17 protein-coding genes are annotated in these 14,672 nt (G+C 67.8%); 10 read left to right on the plus strand and 7 right to left on the minus strand.

What is annotated here, in order from left to right; genetic code table 11:
* Positions 1-5 precede the first annotated feature (5 nt).
* Positions 6-506: a YbjN domain-containing protein gene (locus tag DB459_RS13130; protein WP_253713284.1), complete on the minus strand. Its 501-nt coding sequence runs from the start codon at positions 504-506 to the stop codon at positions 6-8.
* Positions 507-892: 386 nt separating this feature from the next.
* Between DB459_RS13130 and DB459_RS13135 the strand changes: the two genes are divergently transcribed.
* On the plus strand, positions 893-1,426 hold the full coding sequence (locus DB459_RS13135) for a 6,7-dimethyl-8-ribityllumazine synthase (protein WP_253713285.1): 534 nt from the start codon (positions 893-895) through the stop codon (positions 1,424-1,426).
* A 23-nt stretch (positions 1,427-1,449) separates the two neighbouring features.
* On the opposite strand, the gene DB459_RS13140 is transcribed toward DB459_RS13135, so the two are convergent.
* A complete protein-coding gene (locus DB459_RS13140) occupies positions 1,450-1,653 on the minus strand; it encodes a hypothetical protein (protein ID WP_253713286.1) in 204 nt (67 codons plus the stop codon).
* A gap of 399 nt (positions 1,654-2,052) precedes the next feature.
* On the opposite strand from DB459_RS13140, the gene DB459_RS13145 reads away from it, so the two are divergent.
* Positions 2,053-3,078: a helix-turn-helix domain-containing protein gene (locus DB459_RS13145; RefSeq protein WP_253713287.1), complete on the plus strand. Its 1,026-nt coding sequence runs from the start codon at positions 2,053-2,055 to the stop codon at positions 3,076-3,078.
* A 197-nt stretch (positions 3,079-3,275) separates the two neighbouring features.
* Here the strand turns inward: DB459_RS13145 and DB459_RS13150 are convergent, their stop codons facing one another.
* Together DB459_RS13150 and DB459_RS13155 are read right to left on the minus strand one after the other, a co-directional pair.
* Positions 3,276-4,229 carry a ribose-phosphate pyrophosphokinase gene (locus DB459_RS13150; protein ID WP_253713288.1) on the minus strand — a complete coding sequence of 318 codons (954 nt, stop codon included), beginning with the start codon at positions 4,227-4,229 and terminating at the stop codon, positions 3,276-3,278.
* Between the two features lie 192 nt (positions 4,230-4,421).
* Positions 4,422-5,063: a hypothetical protein gene (locus DB459_RS13155; RefSeq protein WP_253713289.1), complete on the minus strand. Its 642-nt coding sequence runs from the start codon at positions 5,061-5,063 to the stop codon at positions 4,422-4,424.
* Positions 5,064-5,230: 167 nt separating this feature from the next.
* Between DB459_RS13155 and DB459_RS13160 the strand changes: the two genes are divergently transcribed.
* From DB459_RS13160 to DB459_RS13190, 7 genes are all read left to right on the plus strand, one after another.
* The gene (locus tag DB459_RS13160) at positions 5,231-6,157 is read left to right on the plus strand and encodes a LysR family transcriptional regulator (protein WP_253713290.1); all 927 of its coding nucleotides are present in this window, start codon (positions 5,231-5,233) and stop codon (positions 6,155-6,157) included.
* 169 nt (positions 6,158-6,326) lie between these two features.
* A complete protein-coding gene (locus tag DB459_RS13165; RefSeq protein ID WP_253713291.1) occupies positions 6,327-7,310 on the plus strand; it encodes an isopenicillin N synthase family oxygenase in 984 nt (327 codons plus the stop codon).
* The gene (locus tag DB459_RS13170; RefSeq protein WP_253713292.1) at positions 7,307-8,143 is read left to right on the plus strand and encodes an alpha/beta fold hydrolase; all 837 of its coding nucleotides are present in this window, start codon (positions 7,307-7,309) and stop codon (positions 8,141-8,143) included. The genes DB459_RS13165 and DB459_RS13170 overlap by 4 nt, the downstream gene beginning before the upstream one ends.
* A gap of 31 nt (positions 8,144-8,174) precedes the next feature.
* A complete protein-coding gene (locus tag DB459_RS13175; protein WP_253713293.1) occupies positions 8,175-9,173 on the plus strand; it encodes an ABC transporter substrate-binding protein in 999 nt (332 codons plus the stop codon).
* Positions 9,174-9,210: 37 nt separating this feature from the next.
* A complete protein-coding gene (locus tag DB459_RS13180; RefSeq protein WP_253713550.1) occupies positions 9,211-9,996 on the plus strand; it encodes an ABC transporter ATP-binding protein in 786 nt (261 codons plus the stop codon).
* A 22-nt stretch (positions 9,997-10,018) separates the two neighbouring features.
* Positions 10,019-10,807 (plus strand): ABC transporter permease, encoded by a 789-nt coding sequence (locus tag DB459_RS13185; protein WP_253713294.1) that lies wholly within the window; start codon positions 10,019-10,021, stop codon positions 10,805-10,807.
* A gap of 8 nt (positions 10,808-10,815) precedes the next feature.
* A complete protein-coding gene (locus DB459_RS13190; RefSeq protein ID WP_253713295.1) occupies positions 10,816-11,328 on the plus strand; it encodes a nucleoside deaminase in 513 nt (170 codons plus the stop codon).
* 17 nt (positions 11,329-11,345) lie between these two features.
* Here the strand turns inward: DB459_RS13190 and pgeF are convergent, their stop codons facing one another.
* The 3 genes from pgeF to lgt all read right to left on the minus strand — a co-directional run bounded on the left by pgeF (position 11,346) and on the right by lgt (position 14,147).
* A complete protein-coding gene (pgeF, locus tag DB459_RS13195) occupies positions 11,346-12,110 on the minus strand; it encodes a peptidoglycan editing factor PgeF (protein ID WP_253713296.1) in 765 nt (254 codons plus the stop codon).
* The gene (locus DB459_RS13200) at positions 12,107-13,192 is read right to left on the minus strand and encodes a class I SAM-dependent methyltransferase (protein ID WP_253713551.1); all 1,086 of its coding nucleotides are present in this window, start codon (positions 13,190-13,192) and stop codon (positions 12,107-12,109) included. Before DB459_RS13200 ends, pgeF begins: the two co-directional genes overlap by 4 nt.
* Positions 13,193-13,289: 97 nt before the next feature.
* A complete protein-coding gene (gene lgt, locus DB459_RS13205; RefSeq protein WP_253713297.1) occupies positions 13,290-14,147 on the minus strand; it encodes a prolipoprotein diacylglyceryl transferase in 858 nt (285 codons plus the stop codon).
* 261 nt (positions 14,148-14,408) lie between these two features.
* Between lgt and DB459_RS13210 the strand changes: the two genes are divergently transcribed.
* Positions 14,409-14,672 carry an accessory factor UbiK family protein gene (locus DB459_RS13210; RefSeq protein ID WP_253713298.1) on the plus strand — a complete coding sequence of 88 codons (264 nt, stop codon included), beginning with the start codon at positions 14,409-14,411 and terminating at the stop codon, positions 14,670-14,672.

Below are 14,672 nucleotides of genomic sequence, written 5' to 3' on the forward strand. Positions count from 1 at the left end.
CGGGATCAGGCTTCGCCCGCGGTGTCGAACAGCGCAGCGCTCATCGCTTCGGACGCCGTCTTGCCGGCCCAGACCACGAACTGAAAGGCGGGGTAATAGCGCTCGCAGGACTGCAGGGCGGCGGCGAACATCGCCTCGCATTGCGCCTCCGAGGCCACGATGCCGTTCGGCAGCATCAGGGCCTGACGGTACATCACGAGGCCGGAGCTCGTCCACAGGTCGAAATGGCCGACCCACAACTGCTCGTTGACCGCCGCGATCAGACGCTGCACTTCCGCCTTGCGGCCATCCGGAATCTTCATGTCGAAGGCGCAGGCGAGGTGCAGCGCCTCGATCTCGCCCATCCAGGTGAAGGAGAGCTCGTAATCGGTCCAGGCTCCCTTCGTCAGAATGGTGACTTCATCGGCGCCGGAGCGCTCGAAGGTCCAGTCGTTGAAGGCGGCGATCTCCTCGATCACGGTGATCGGGTTGGTCCGGGAATCGATGGAGATGTCCAGTTGGGACATGCGAATGAGCCCTGCCTTGTACCGATGATGCGCAAGCCGAATACAAGACGCCGGGAATTCGCGCGTTGACGTCGCAGTCAGCCGCCGCCTGGGTCGATCCGAGGATCTGGATGCCGCCCGGCGGGGCAACCTGCGCCGACGAATTGATCAGTGATTTGCGCCGATGGCGCAACCGGAGGTGAATCCCGTCCACAGCGAAAGGGACCACCGTCCACAGCTCCGGCATGGAGGAGGCGGTGAGAACGAAACGGAATCGGATTGCGGCGCGCCCGCCCGGAGTTGCGGCGGCCTCGGCGCTTGCGCCGCCGCCGCCGCTTCTGCATAGTTTTTCATCGAGTTCCGGGACGAGGTCGGTCGATCTGGTCCTTTGCCGGAGTCACCCGCCCATGTCTGCGACCCCTCCATCCGACGCTTCCGCCGCGACGTCGGCTTCGCCGCCGATCCGCTTTGCACGACCGCATCGCATCGCCTTCATCCAGTCGGCCCGTCATCCCGAGCTGGTTGCGGCCTGCCGTGCGGCCTTCATCGGCGAGGTGGTGGCCAACGGCCTCGCCGCGACGAGCGTCAGCGTGTTCGAAGTGCCCGGCGCCTATGAGATTCCGCTGCACGCCCAGCTGCTCGCCAAGACGGGCCGCTTCACCGCCATCGTCGCTGCTGCGCTCGTGGTCGACAGTCCGGTGTTTCGCCATGCCTTCATCGCCAGCACGGTGGTCAACGCGCTGATGCAGGTGCAGCTCCAGACCGAGATCCCGATCTTCTCGGCGGTCCTGACGCCGGAGCAGTTCCACGACCAGGCCTCGCAGTTCGATTACTTCCGCGAGCATTTTGGCCAGCGCGGCATCGACGTGGCGCAGGCGTGTCTGCGTACGCTCTCGAGCCTCGATTATCTCGGCAATCAGGTGGTGGCGGGAATGGAGTGAAGGGCGGGGCGGCAGCATCCGGCTCACCGTGTATAGCGCGCCGGCGCTGCCCGGGTGACGACGAAGCTCGCGCCGGGCGGCGCCTGGAAGGCCGCGGCGGGCGCCGGATCGCCGATCCGGTCATGGCCGTAGCCGAGCTTGCCGCGCAGCATCAGCCCGGCCAAGCCGGCGCTCGAGGTCCAGTTGCGGCGGCGATCGAAGCATGGGGGCCGAATGTCGCTTGTCATTACGTTCGTTCCACTACGCTGCGCGAGCCGACATAGATGGCCGAGGGCTATCGTGTTGATGTTGTTCGCGGTGCTTCGCTTCCAATATTCGCGAACACGCCCGCCGAAACGAAATGCGAATGTTGCAAGCGGAGCAATAGCAGGCCGCCGGGCGGCCCGATGTGCCCAGCGTCTCAGCGGGCTCATCTCAGGCGGGCTGGTGCAAGGAAGGCACAGTGAGGTGCCTGGTCTTGAGGTGCGACCGGCACCTCACGTCGCCAAGTCATCCCGACGCCGCTTGCCGGGGGATGGTCCGATGGCTACAAATCGGAGATCAACCTCGGCTTGCAGCTCGCCGCCGCGGGAATCCGGTCCGCTAAGGCTTCGCCTTATCGCGGGTGATGCCGACGAGGCCTGGTTGTGAGCGATGGAGCGGCGAGAGAGGGCGGCAATCGCGGCGCGGAGGCGTTGAAGGCGTTTCGCGAGGCGACGGTCGATATCTGCGATGTTATCCCGCTCACCGCTGAAGACGATTTCGAAATCTCATCGGATCTCTCGGCGGTGGCGATCGCCGCCGGCAGTGCTTTGCTCGTCGACACGGTCGCGACGGGACTGCGCTACGACCGGACCGCTGGGCATATCGCCCGCGGCGGCCTCGATCATTATCAGGTCACCCTGTGCATCGACGGCGAGATGGAGTTCAGCTCCGGGCGGCGCGCGCTGACCCTGCGGCCGGGAGATATCGGCCTCATCGACATGGCGCAGCCCAACCACACCACATTGATCGAGGGACCCGGCCGCCGGTCCCGGCTTCGGGCGGCGATCCTGCCACGTGCCGTTCTCGCGCCGCGGCTGGCACACCCGGATTCCGCGACAGCGACGCTGCTGTCGCGCGGCGACGCGCCGCCGTCGCGGCTTGCGGATGCCCACGCTGCATTGTGGCAGCGTTCCGCCGGTGAGGATGCCGCCGCCCGGGTCGAGGCCGTCGCCGATCTCGTCACCCGCGCAGTGGGAAGCGCCGCGCAGACCGATGGCACGGTGGAGCGGAGCGATCGCCAGCTCTTTCTCGCCATGATCAAGCGCTATGTCGATGCCCATCTCGACACCGAGACGCTTGGCGCCGACGATCTCTGCCGCCGCTTCGGCCTATCGCGGGCGAGCCTTTACCGGATGTTCGTCCCTGAAGGCGGCCTCGCCAGCTATGTGCAGGAGCAGCGGCTCAATCTCGCGATGCGGCGACTGATTGCACCGCAGGCGCGCGACATCCGGCTGATCGACCTGGCGGTCGATCTGCAGTTCAGTAGCGACTCCACGTTCGTACGGGCTTTCCGCAGAAAGTTCGGCTTGACGCCCGGAGAACTCCGGGAGCGGTCGCAAGCGTGGTGGCGCGCCGGAGGCCCGCCGCTGCCGCCAAACGATATCCTGCACACGCTCGCCAAGCGCTGAGTTTGCTGTCGGCGAAGTCGCGGGAAGGACGCGCCTAGCGTGGCGTCTCGCAATTGCCTACCGCCTTTGCGGCCAGTCTCTCGTAGGCAATTGCGAGACATAAGCCACACTAGCTTTTTGATTTTGCTAGTGTCCCGATGTCTCCGAATGACCGTGCGAGCATGAGGCAAATGGAGCGGTAATTCGGAGACGGGACACTAGTCGAACAGGCTGGAGACCGATTCCTCGGCCGCGGTGCGGCCGATGGCGTCGCCGATCAGGCTGGCGATCGAGACCACGCGGATGTTGTGCGCGACGCGCACCGCCTCGGTCGGCTGGATCGAATCGGTGATCACCAGCTCCTTGAGCTTGGAGGAGGCGACGCGCGCGGTGGCGCCGCCCGACAGCACGCCATGGGTGATGTAGGCGTAGACTTCCTTGGCGCCGTTGGCGAGCAACGCGTCGGCGGCATTCACCAGCGTGCCGCCGGAATCGACGATGTCGTCGATCAGGATGCAGGTATAGCCCTCGACGTCGCCGATGACATTCATCACTTCGGATTCGCCGGCGCGCTCGCGCCGCTTGTCGATGATGGCGAGCGGGGCGTTGATGCGCTTGGCGAGACCGCGGGCGCGGACCACGCCGCCGACGTCCGGCGACACCACCATGATGTTGCTGAGATCGAAGCGCTCCTTGATGTCGCGCACCATCACCGGCGAAGCGTAGAGATTGTCGGTGGGGATGTCGAAGAAGCCCTGGATCTGACCGGCATGCAGGTCGAGCGTCATGACGCGATCGGCGCCGGCGTGGGTGATCAGGTTGGCGACCAGCTTGGCGGAGATCGGCGTGCGCGGGCCGGCTTTGCGGTCCTGGCGGGCATAGCCGAAATAGGGGATCACCGCGGTGATGCGGCGCGCCGAGGCGCGTCGCAGCGCGTCGGTGATGATCAGGAGCTCCATCAGGTGGTCGTTGGCCGGATAGGAGGTCGACTGGATCACGAAGACGTCGGTACCGCGGACGTTCTCCTGGATCTCGACGAAGACTTCCATGTCGGCGAAACGCCGGACGATGGCCTTGGTGAGCGGCAGCCCGAGCCAGGCCGCGATGGCCTCGGCGAGCGCGGGATTGGAGTTGCCCGCCACGAGCTTGATGGCGCCGTTTTTCGCCGACATCGACGCTTCTCCTCGTGTCATGGTGGCGACCGATTTCAACATTCAAAAGGCTCGCAGGGATGGCGGCTTCGCTGGCCCGGCCGGTGCCGAGCGAGCGAGGAGATAGCAAGGAGGCCGTCCGGCTGGCAATACGCGGAACCGGTTTTTCCTACGCAAATGCAAGCGCGTGCATGGCAGCTCGGCGCTGCGAGGTTAATGCGCGCTGAAGGCGAGGGCACCGCCGTTCGCGGTGGCGTCGCCGCCGTCCCCCACCGCGAGGCTGGCGATTGCCGGCCCGCCACTGGCCGGCAACGACGGCTCCTCGGGCGGCGCGGTTCCATTGACGAGGCCGGACAGGGAAATCAGCCCGGACTGGGCAATCCGGCGCAGCAGCTGATCGTCGGCGGCGGCCCAGGCGTCGCGCCCGGCTTTGCCGGCAGGCTCTTCGCCGGTCAGCCGCAGCGCCCGCTGCTGGTTGCTGTCATAGACGTCCCAGACCCATGCGATGACGGTCTTGCCGCCACGGAGCTGGGCCGAGAGATAGCCGCGGATGCGGTATCCGGGGGCGGCATTGCGCGAGACCACGCTGACATTGCGGGCCTGGGATTCGCTGTCGATGACGCGCACGAAACGCTCGAAGACCTGCGGCGGCGGTCCGTCGATGGATTCGAAGGCGATGGTCTGGGCGTTCGAGGCGGACACCGTGGAGACCGAGGCCATCGCCGCCATGGGGCCCGATGCCCCATCGGTTGAGGCCTGCGGTCCGGCGCAGCCGGCGGCGAGACTCGCGAGGGCCGTCAGGATCAGCAGCCGGATTCCCAGCCGCTGGCCAACCGGTGCGATCTGCCCAACCATGCGTAATGCCTCAAGTCCAATCCCAAGCCGCCCATGAAGACGGCCGGGAGCAGCGATATCTTTAAAATCCGTTAACGTCCAGCCGGGCAGCACCGGCATCCCACAGTGGCTGTTAACGTGGCCGCGTGCCAATTTGCGACACCGTCCCCAGCCTGAAGGGTCCTTCGTTGCGCATCCACGCCGCTGCCATCCTCTATTTCGATGCGGTCCGTCGCGCCGGCTCGATCCGCGAGGCGGCGCGCCGTCTCAACGTCGCCTCCTCGGCGGTGAATCGGCAGATCCTCAAGCTCGAGGCGGAGGTCGGCACGCCGCTGTTCGAGCGCTTGGCCAGTGGCATCAGGCTGACCTCCGCCGGCGAGGCCCTGGCGCGCCACGTCCTGGTGGTGCTGCAGGATCTGGAGCGGGCCCGCTCCGACATCGAGGGACTCAAGGGAGCACGCATCGGCCACGTCTCGGTGGCCGCGGTGGAAGGCGTCTGCGGCGCGCTGCTGCCGGCGGTGATCGGACGGCTGCGGGAGCGCACCCCGCGGGTGACGATCAGTGCCGATCCGATGGGCTCCTTCGCGATCCCCAAGGCGATCGCCGAGGGGGATGCAGATGTCGGCATCGCCTTCTCGCTGCCGCGCCAGAGCGAGTTGCGCCAGGTCGCCGTGGCGCGTTTTCGCCTCGGCGCCGTGGTCGCGCCAGACCATCCGCTCGCCGGTCGCGACAAGGTCGGCCTTTCGGCCTGCTTCGACTACCCCGTCATCATGCCGAGCGGAGATCTCTCGATCGCCCAATTGCTGGCGCCGGCCATGGCGCGGCTGTCGCGCCACGTGCAACCGGCGGTCCGCTCCTCGTCGATCGAACTGATGCGCGAACTTGCCGAGCGCGGCATCGGCCTCGCCTTCCAGACCCGGGTCGGTCTCGAGCGGCTGATCGACGAGAAACGACTGGTCCATGTCCCGCTCGACGCCGGCGGGCCGATCTGGTGCGATCTGGGCATCTACGTCCGCGCTGGCCGGGCACTGCCGTCGACCCTCGACCTGCTGCTGCAATTGCTCGGCGAGGAGCTGCGCAACCGCGAGGCGGCGGAGCGCGCCGCCGGCGCTTGATCTCTGGAAGTCTTTCAGAATCAATGGTTTGAATGGCACTTGGCGTTGCGCAAGGCGTTATGATCGCCGATGCGATGCCGTTTCAGCATCGGGCTGCACGATATTCTCTGCTTTTTAGTTCATCGGACGGCCAGCTAGCTTGTTTTTGCACCGCAAGATGGAGAGGACGATGCGCGCTGCCTATGAGGCCAGCCATGTGGCAACGACCAGCCTGCCGCTGATCGATATCGCCGGCCTGTCGTCGTCCGATCCGGCCCGGCGGCGCGCGGTGGGCGCCGCCCTGCGCGAGGCCTGTCTCGACAAGGGCTTTCTCTACGTCACCGGTCACGGCATTCCCGCCGGGCTGATTGACGCGGTGTTCGCCGAGGCGCGGCAGTTCTTCGCCCTGCCACAGGCGGTAAAAGCCGCCGTCGACAAGTCGCGTTCGCTCTGCAATCGCGGTTACGAGCCATTGAAGGCCCAGACCCTGGAAGCGGGCGCGCCGCCCGACCTGAAGGAGAGCTTCTATATCGGCGCCGACCTGCCGCTCGATGATCCCCGCGTCGCCGCCCGCCGCTTCAACCGCGGGCCCAACCTCTGGCCGGCGGACATGCCCACCTTCGCTCCGGTGATGCGGGCCTATTTCGTCGCCATGCTCGATCTCGGCGAGCGCCTGATGCGTGGCCTCGCGCTGTCGCTCGATCTGCCGGAGGACTATTTCGGCGCGTTCAGTCGCGATCCGCTGGCGACCCTGCGCCTGCTGCACTACCCGCCGCAGCCGGGCAATCCGGCGCCGGGCGAGAAAGGCTGCGGTGCCCACACCGATTTCGGCGGCCTGACGCTGTTGATGCAGGACGATGTCGGCGGCCTGCAGGTCCATGATGGCGCCAGCGGCAAGTGGCTTCACGCCACGCCGGTGCGTGGGGCCTATGTCGTCAATCTCGGCGACATGATCGCCCGTTGGACCAATGACCGCTATCGCTCGACGCTGCATCGCGTCGTCAATGAATCCGGCCGCGAGCGCTATTCGATTCCCTTCTTCTATGTCGGCAATCCGGACCATCAGGTCGTCTGCCTGCCGAACTGTCTCGCTCCCGGCGAGACGCCGCGCTACGCGCCGGTGACGGTCGAAGGCCATCTTCAGGAGATGTATCGCCGGACCTACGCCGCATGAACGCGGCGGATCCTGTCGTCCTGATCCACGGCGCCTGGCAGGGCAGCTGGGTGTGGAGGAGGATGCTGCCGCTGTTCGCACGCGCGGGCCTTTCGGCCGTTGCCGTCGATCTGCCCGGCAACGGCAGCGACGCGACGCCGCCCCAGGACGTCTGCCTCGGGGGGTATCTCTCGTATCTTGAAGGCGTGCTCGTGCGTCTCGGGCGGCCGGCTAGTCTCGTCGCGCATTCCGGCGGCGGTGTCGTCGCCTCTGCCCTGGCGGAGCGCTGCGCCGATCGGGTCACGCGCATCGCTTATGTGGCGGGCATGATGCTGCCGAGCGGCATGGGCTTCGCCGATCTGATCGCGGAGCTGTGCGCCGAACATTCCGAGGCCGCCGGGATCGGGCCCCATCTTGTCTGGTCGGCCGACCATGTCATGAGCAGCGTGCCGGCGGCAGCGGCATTGGCCTATTTCTTTCACGACTGCGCCGACACTGACGCCCGCGATGCTGCGGCGAGGCTCACGCCGCAGCCCGAGGGTGGTCGTGCGCTCTGCGCCACGCTGACGCCGCAGCGTTTCGGCCGCATGCCGCGCCTCTATGTGGAAGCGGCAGCGGATCGTTCGGTAGTGCTGCCCTGCCAGCGCCGGATGCAGGATCTGGTGCCGGGCGCGCAGGTCGTCACGCTACCCACCGGCCATGCCCCCCATCTTGCGGCGCCGGCGCTGCTCGCCGAGGCGCTGATCCCGTTCCTTGCCGGCACCGACGATGGCACGCCGCTTGCTCGTTCCGATGGGCACGCGGGCGGCGCTGCGCCTCACGGCCGTTCACTTCAAGCCGATGAACGACAATGACCTTGCAACCGTCCACAGGAGACCGTCCCCGATGAAACGCCTTGTCAAATCCTGCGCCGCGCTGGCCGTCTCGCTCACGCTCGCCCAATTCACTTCTGTTTCCGCGCGGGCTGCCGAGCACGTGACCTTCATGCTCGACTGGCTGCCGGCGGGCGACAAGGCGGCGATCTACCTCGGCGTTGAAAAGGGACTGTTCGCCGCCGAGGGCATCGACGTCAGCATCCGTTCGGGCCGCGGCTCGAGCGACGTCGTCACCAAGCTCGCCACCGGGGTCGCCGATTTCGGCACCGGCGGGCTCGCCGCGCTGCTGCAGGCCAAGGCCGCGGATGCCGTTCCGGTCAAGGCGGTGATGTCGCTCTACACGCTGCAGCCGGACGCCATCTTCACCACCACGGATGCGGGTATCGACAGCCTCAAGGACCTGGTCGGCAAGACCGTCGCGACCGCCACTTTCTCCTCGTCCAACGTGTCGTGGCCGCTGGTGCTCAAGGCCAACGGCGTCAACCCGGATTCGATCAAGCTGCTCAAGGTCGATCCCGGCGCACTGGCGCCGATGCTGGCCTCCGGTCAGGTCGCCGCGACCATCAACTGGGTGACGGTGGCGCCGGCCTTTGCCGGTCCGCTCAAGGAGGTCAACAAGAGCTTCAAGGCGCTGGCCTGGTCGAATTACGGCTTCGACGGCTACGGCCTGTCGGTGTTCGCCTCCGACAGGATGCTTGCCGAGCGGCCCGAAACCGCGCGCAAGTTCCTCAAGGCCTATGCCAGGGCGACGCAGATGGCGAACGACGATCCGATGGCCGCAGCCAAGGCGCTCAAGGCGGTGGTGCCGGAGGTCGATGTGAATACCGCGGCGGAGCAGTGGAAGGCCTCGATCCCGCTGATGGTCAACGACATCGCCAAGAAGGACGGTCCCGGCGCCTTCGAGCCGAAGCTGCTCGCCACCACCTGGAAGTGGGTGGCGGAAGCGCAGAACTTGCCGATCGAGAAGCTCGATCCCGAGACCGCGGTCAGCCGCGACTTTCTCAAGTGAGGGGGCGGACGTGAGTGCGACCACGGTGCATGCGATGATGGCGCCGCCGCCGGCCGTGATCCGCTTCGTCGATGTCGGCCAGCGCTTCGCCGGCGCCGACGGCAAGCCCGTCGTCGCCCTCGACGGCCTCTCCTTCGACATCGCACGGCATGAGTTCGTCGCCGTGCTGGGGCCCTCCGGCTGCGGCAAGTCGACCTTGCTGCGGCTGATCTCCGGCCTGATCCACCCGACCTCCGGCCGGGTGGAGATCTACGGCCGTCCGGTCACCGAGCCGCGGGACGAAATCGGCATCATTTTCCAGAAGCCGACGCTGCTGCCGTGGTTCGACGTGCTCGGCAACGTCACCTTCCCGATGCGCCACAAATACGGTCGCGTCACCGAGGCCGAGCGCCGCCGCGCCCGCGAACTGCTCGATCTCGTCGGCCTCGCCGACTTCGCCGCGCGGCGGCCGGACGAGCTGTCCGGCGGCATGCAGCAGCGGGTGGCGATCGCCCGGGCGCTGCTGCTCGACCCGGACATTCTCCTGATGGACGAGCCGTTCTCGGCCCTCGATGCGCTGACCCGCGACGAGATGAGCTTCGAGTTGCTGCGCATCTGGCGCGAGCGGCCGAAGACCGTGCTGTTCATCACCCATTCCATTCCCGAAGCGCTGCTGCTCGCCGACCGCGTCGTCGTCATGACGGGGCGGCCGGGCCGCGTTCGCGAAATCCTCAACGTGCCGCTGTCGCGGCCGCGGTCCATGGCGACCCTGTCGGAGCCGATCTTCCATGAGCTCGCTGCCCACATCCGTGCCCGCCTCTTCAGCCGTCCGGTCGCGGCCTGAGCCCGTGACCGGAGCGGGGCCGATGCCGGGGGTGCGGCGGGCGCGGCTTGCGGCCCTGCTCGACCGCTACGCCCCGCCGCTCGCCTTCGTCGCTCTCGTCCTCGTCTGGGAGGGCGCAACGCGGCTGCTGAAGATTCCGAGCTTCCTGCTGCCGGCGCCGAGCGCGATCGTGCAGGCACTGGTGGCGACGCCGCTGCAAGTGTGGGCCGGTCACGCCTTCGCGACGCTGCGCGTCGCGCTGATGGGCTATGCCCTCGCCATCGTCGTCTCGGTGCCGCTGGCGATGGCCTTCGCCTCGTCGCGGCTGCTCTCCCGCACGCTCTATCCGATCCTGGTGGTGGTGCAGTCGACCCCGATCGTCGCGGTGGCGCCGATCATCGTGGTGACGCTCGGCGCCTCGGATCTGCCGCGGGTCGTCATCACCTTCCTGATCACGTTCTTTCCCATCGTGGTCTCGACGGTCGCCGGCCTGCTCGCCACGCCCGAGGAACTGATCGAACTGTCGCGCTCGCTGCGCGCCGGACGTGCCCGCGAGATGCTCCATGTCCGGCTGCCGTTCGCGCTGCCCTATGTGTTCTCGGCGCTGAAGATCGCGATCACGCTGTCGGTGATCGGCGCGGTGGTGGCCGAATTCGTCGCCGCCGAGCAGGGGCTCGGTTTCTTCATTGCCTTCTCGACCTCCTACTTCAAGATCCCGGCGGCCTTCGCCGGTCTCGGCGTGCTGGTGGCGATCAGCCTGATCCTGTTCCGCCTGGTCGCTTTCGTGCAAAAGAGGCTCGCGCCCTGGTCGCTGCCGAAATCGGAAAGGTGAATGCCGTCATGAGCGTCGCGTCGGACAAGCCGGCTCTCGACCACGAGGCGCTGCTGCGCCGGGCCTTTGCCGTCGCCCTGCAGGCGAAGGCCGCGGGCGATCATCCGTTCGGCGCCATCCTGGTCGACGGCGCCGGCGCGGTCATCATGGAGCAGGGCAACGGCTTCACCGCCGAAGGCCGCGACATGACCGCCCATGCCGAACGCCTGATCGCCACCCGCGCCTCGAAGACCTACGCGCCGGCCTTTCTCGCCGACTGCACGCTCTATTCCTCGGCCGAGCCCTGCGCGATGTGCGCCGGCGCGATCTACTGGGCGGGCATCGGCCGGGTGGTGTTCGGCCAGAGCGAAAAGGATCTCAAGGCGCAGACCGGCGATCACGCCGAGAATCCGACCCTCGATCTGCCTTGCCGCGCCGTGTTCGCCGCCGGCCAGCGCCCGGTCGAGGTGATCGGACCGCTGCTCGCCGAGGAGGCCGCGGCGCTGCAGTCCGGCTTCTGGGCGGAGCGGGCGAAGGACTGAGGCGCCCGCAATCGGCTCTATTCCAGCACCAGCGCGTGGATGTGTCGGCCGTAATCGGGCTCGGCGCGGTGCACCGAGCGGCGATAGCTGAAGAAGCGATCATCCTCGTAGGTGCAGATGGCGAGATCGTCGATTTCGGCGAGGCCGGCGCCCTCCAGCCGCATCCGGATATAGCCGGCGAGGTCGAACATGGCGTGGCCGCTGCGCGTCGACGGCACGAAGAAGCGGGCATTGGCCGCATCTTCTTGCGTGAAACGATCGACGAATTCCTGGCCGACCTCGTAGCTGCGCTGGCGGATCAGGGGGCCGATGGCGGCCTTGATCCGGCCGCGCGCCGCGCCGAGCTGCTCCATGGCGGCGATGGTCGCCTCCAGCACGCCGGTCAGCGCGCCGCGCCAGCCGGCATGGGCCGAGCCGATCACCCGCGCCTCGCCGTCGGCGAACAGCACCGGCCCGCAATCCGCCGCGGTGGCGCCGATGGCGATGCCGGGCGTACGGGTGACGATGGCGTCGACCCGCGGCCGCTGGTCGGCGGTCCAGGGTTCGCTCGCCACCGCGACATCCGGCGAATGGATCTGGTGCGCGGTGAGAAAATGCGACGGCGCGACGCCCAGCAGCGCCGCCATGCGGCGGCGGTTCTCGGCGACGTGGCCGGGATCGTCCGAGGAGCCGACGCCGCCATTGAGGCTGGCATAGATGCCGCCGGAGACGCCGCCGGCGCGGCTGAAGAAGGCGTGGCGCAGGCCGGGGACGGCGGCAAGCAGCGGCGAGGTCAGCTTCATTGCACGTCGCTCCGTCCGGCGATGGAAGGGTCGGCCGGTGCCGGGTCGTCGCTCAGTCCGGCCAGTTCGGTGATGGCCGGATGGGAGATGCCGAGCACCTTGAACAGCGAGCCCATGCCGCCGGTGCCGCTGTCGGTGAGGCGCTTGAGACCGTCGGCGATGTCCTCCGCGACCTGCGGTGCCGCCTTGGACATCAAGGTCGCGGCGCGGGTCTCGATGCCGAGCCGGCGCAGGAAGGCGCCCTGCTCGACCGGGCCGTGGACCCGGGCGCCGGCATCCTGCGCCGCGAGCGAGAGCGCCTCGAAATCCACATGGGCGGTGACGTCGGCCCGTCCGGGCGCGCGCAGCGGATCGGTGAAGGAATGGCGGGCGATGGCCTGGAAGGTGTCGCCGGCATCGCTGCGGGTGTGGCCGTAATCGATGACCAGGGCGGCGCCGCCGAAATCACGCACGCGCCGCGCCAGCTTCATCGCCTCGGCGGGCGCGCGCCATTCGAACACCGCGCCGACCGGCGCGGCGCGGACCAGCGGCGGCACCAGCAGGTCGAAATGCGGCGTCGGCTCCGCGGCGGTGCCGAAGGCGAGGCGGCCGCCCGGGCCGATCTCGATCACGCGCTCGTGCCAGCCGGTCTCCTCGCGCACCATCTGGTGGACCGGCAGCACGTCGAAATATTCATTGGCGAAGATGATCGAGGGACCGTCCGGCACCTCGTCGATGGTGTCGTGCCACTGCACGTTCGCAGCATCATGCAGCGCGGCGCGCTGCTTGTCGCGCAGCACCGAATTGATCTCGACGAGATGGACCTGGCAGGCGGCATGGAACGGCGGGACGACGCGGATCGCGCGCAGCGCGTCCATCATCAGCGTGCCGCGGCCGGGACCGAGCTCGATCAGCCGCACGCGGTCCGGGGTCCCCATCGCCTTCCAGACCGATGCGGCCCACAGCCCGAGCAGTTCGCCGAACATCTGGCTCACTTCGGGCGCAGTGATGAAATCGCCCTCGCGGCCGAGCGGGTCGCGGCCGATATAGTAGCCGTATAGCGGATGGGTGAGGCACAGATCCATGAACCGCCATACCGGCATCGGGCCGGTGGCCTTGATCAGCCGGCGGATTTCGGCCTCGAGCGGCGAGGAGGTGAGATTCACGTGATCTGCCCCGTTGGCCGCGGCGTCGTCATGGTCAGCTTTCCGCCTCGACCGGCGTCGTCCGCGGCGGGCGGCGCAGCGCCACGGCGAGGAAGCCCGATCCGGCGAGAATCATCGGCACCGACAGCAGCATACCCATGGTCAGGCCGCCCCACAAAAAGCCGAGCTGCGGGTCGGGTTCGCGGAAGAACTCGCCGGTGATCCGGAACAGGCCATAGAGCACGGCGAAGCTGCCGATGATCAGCCCCGGCCGCTTGAGCGCGCCGGCGCGGATCAGGAGGGCGAGGATCGCGAACAGCGCCAGCCCCTCGAGGCCGGCTTCATAGAGCTGGCTGGGGTGGCGCGGCAGCGGTCCGCCATGGGGAAAAATCACCGCCCAGGGCACGTCGGCGGGGCGGCCCCACAATTCGCCGTTGATGAAATTGGCGATCCGGCCGAGGAACAGCCCGATCGGGCCGACCGCGCAGGTGATATCGCCGAGCGACAGCACCGAGATCCGCCGCCGCCAGCCGAACAGCACCACCGCGAGCACGCAGCCGAGAAAGCCGCCATGGAAGGACATGCCGCCCTCCCACAGCCGCAGGATCGCGACCGGGTGGCTGATGAAGAAGTCGAAATTGTAGAACAGCACATAGCCGGTACGGCCGCCGAGAATGATGCCGAGGGTCACCCACAGGATGAAGTCGTCCATGTCGGTGAGCGAGACCGGCGAGGCGCCGCCCCATAGCCGGCCGTTGCGGATGATGGCGCGGGCGTAGATCCACCCGAGCACGATGCCGCCGATATAGGCGAGCGCATACCAGCGGACGGCGAAGGGGCCGAATCCGCCGAACGGGCCGAAGCTGATCGCGGTCGGATCGAAGTCGGGGAAGGCGAGGGCGAGCATCGGCATCGTTTATTGGCTCCCGTGCGCCGCGTAAAGCGCCGGCGCTCATCGCCGCATTCCCCCCGCCCGATATGTCGCGGTTGTGACCGCTGGCGTTGGCGCGCCGGCCGGCGCGGTGAAAAGGTGCTTGCAGTCGCTCGCTCCGGCCGCCATTTTGACGGCGGCGCAGGTCACGGCGGGTCCGCCACCTTGTCGCCACGGACGAATGATCAGGGAGTGGCCACCGCCTTCGGCGGGTCCCCGGATCGGCAGCTTGGAGACGTCGCGATGACCCAGACCACCAACCGGTTCTTTGACGAGATGGCGCGGCTGATGAATGACGCCGCCGGCGCCGCTCAAGGGGTCCGGCGGGAGATCGAGGGCGTGGTGCGTCACCAGGCCGAGCGCATGCTGCGCGATCTCGACCTCGTCAAGCGCGAGGAGTTCGACGTCGTCAAGGAGATGGCCCGCCTCGCCCGCGAGGAGAACGAGGCGCTGAAAGCGCGCATCGCCGCGCTCGAGGCCAGGCTCGGCGGCACCTCGCAGCCATAA

Origin of the sequence: Bradyrhizobium sp. WD16, from assembly GCF_024181725.1 — a bacterium.
In the GTDB taxonomy this organism is placed as follows: domain Bacteria; phylum Pseudomonadota; class Alphaproteobacteria; order Rhizobiales; family Xanthobacteraceae; genus Bradyrhizobium_A.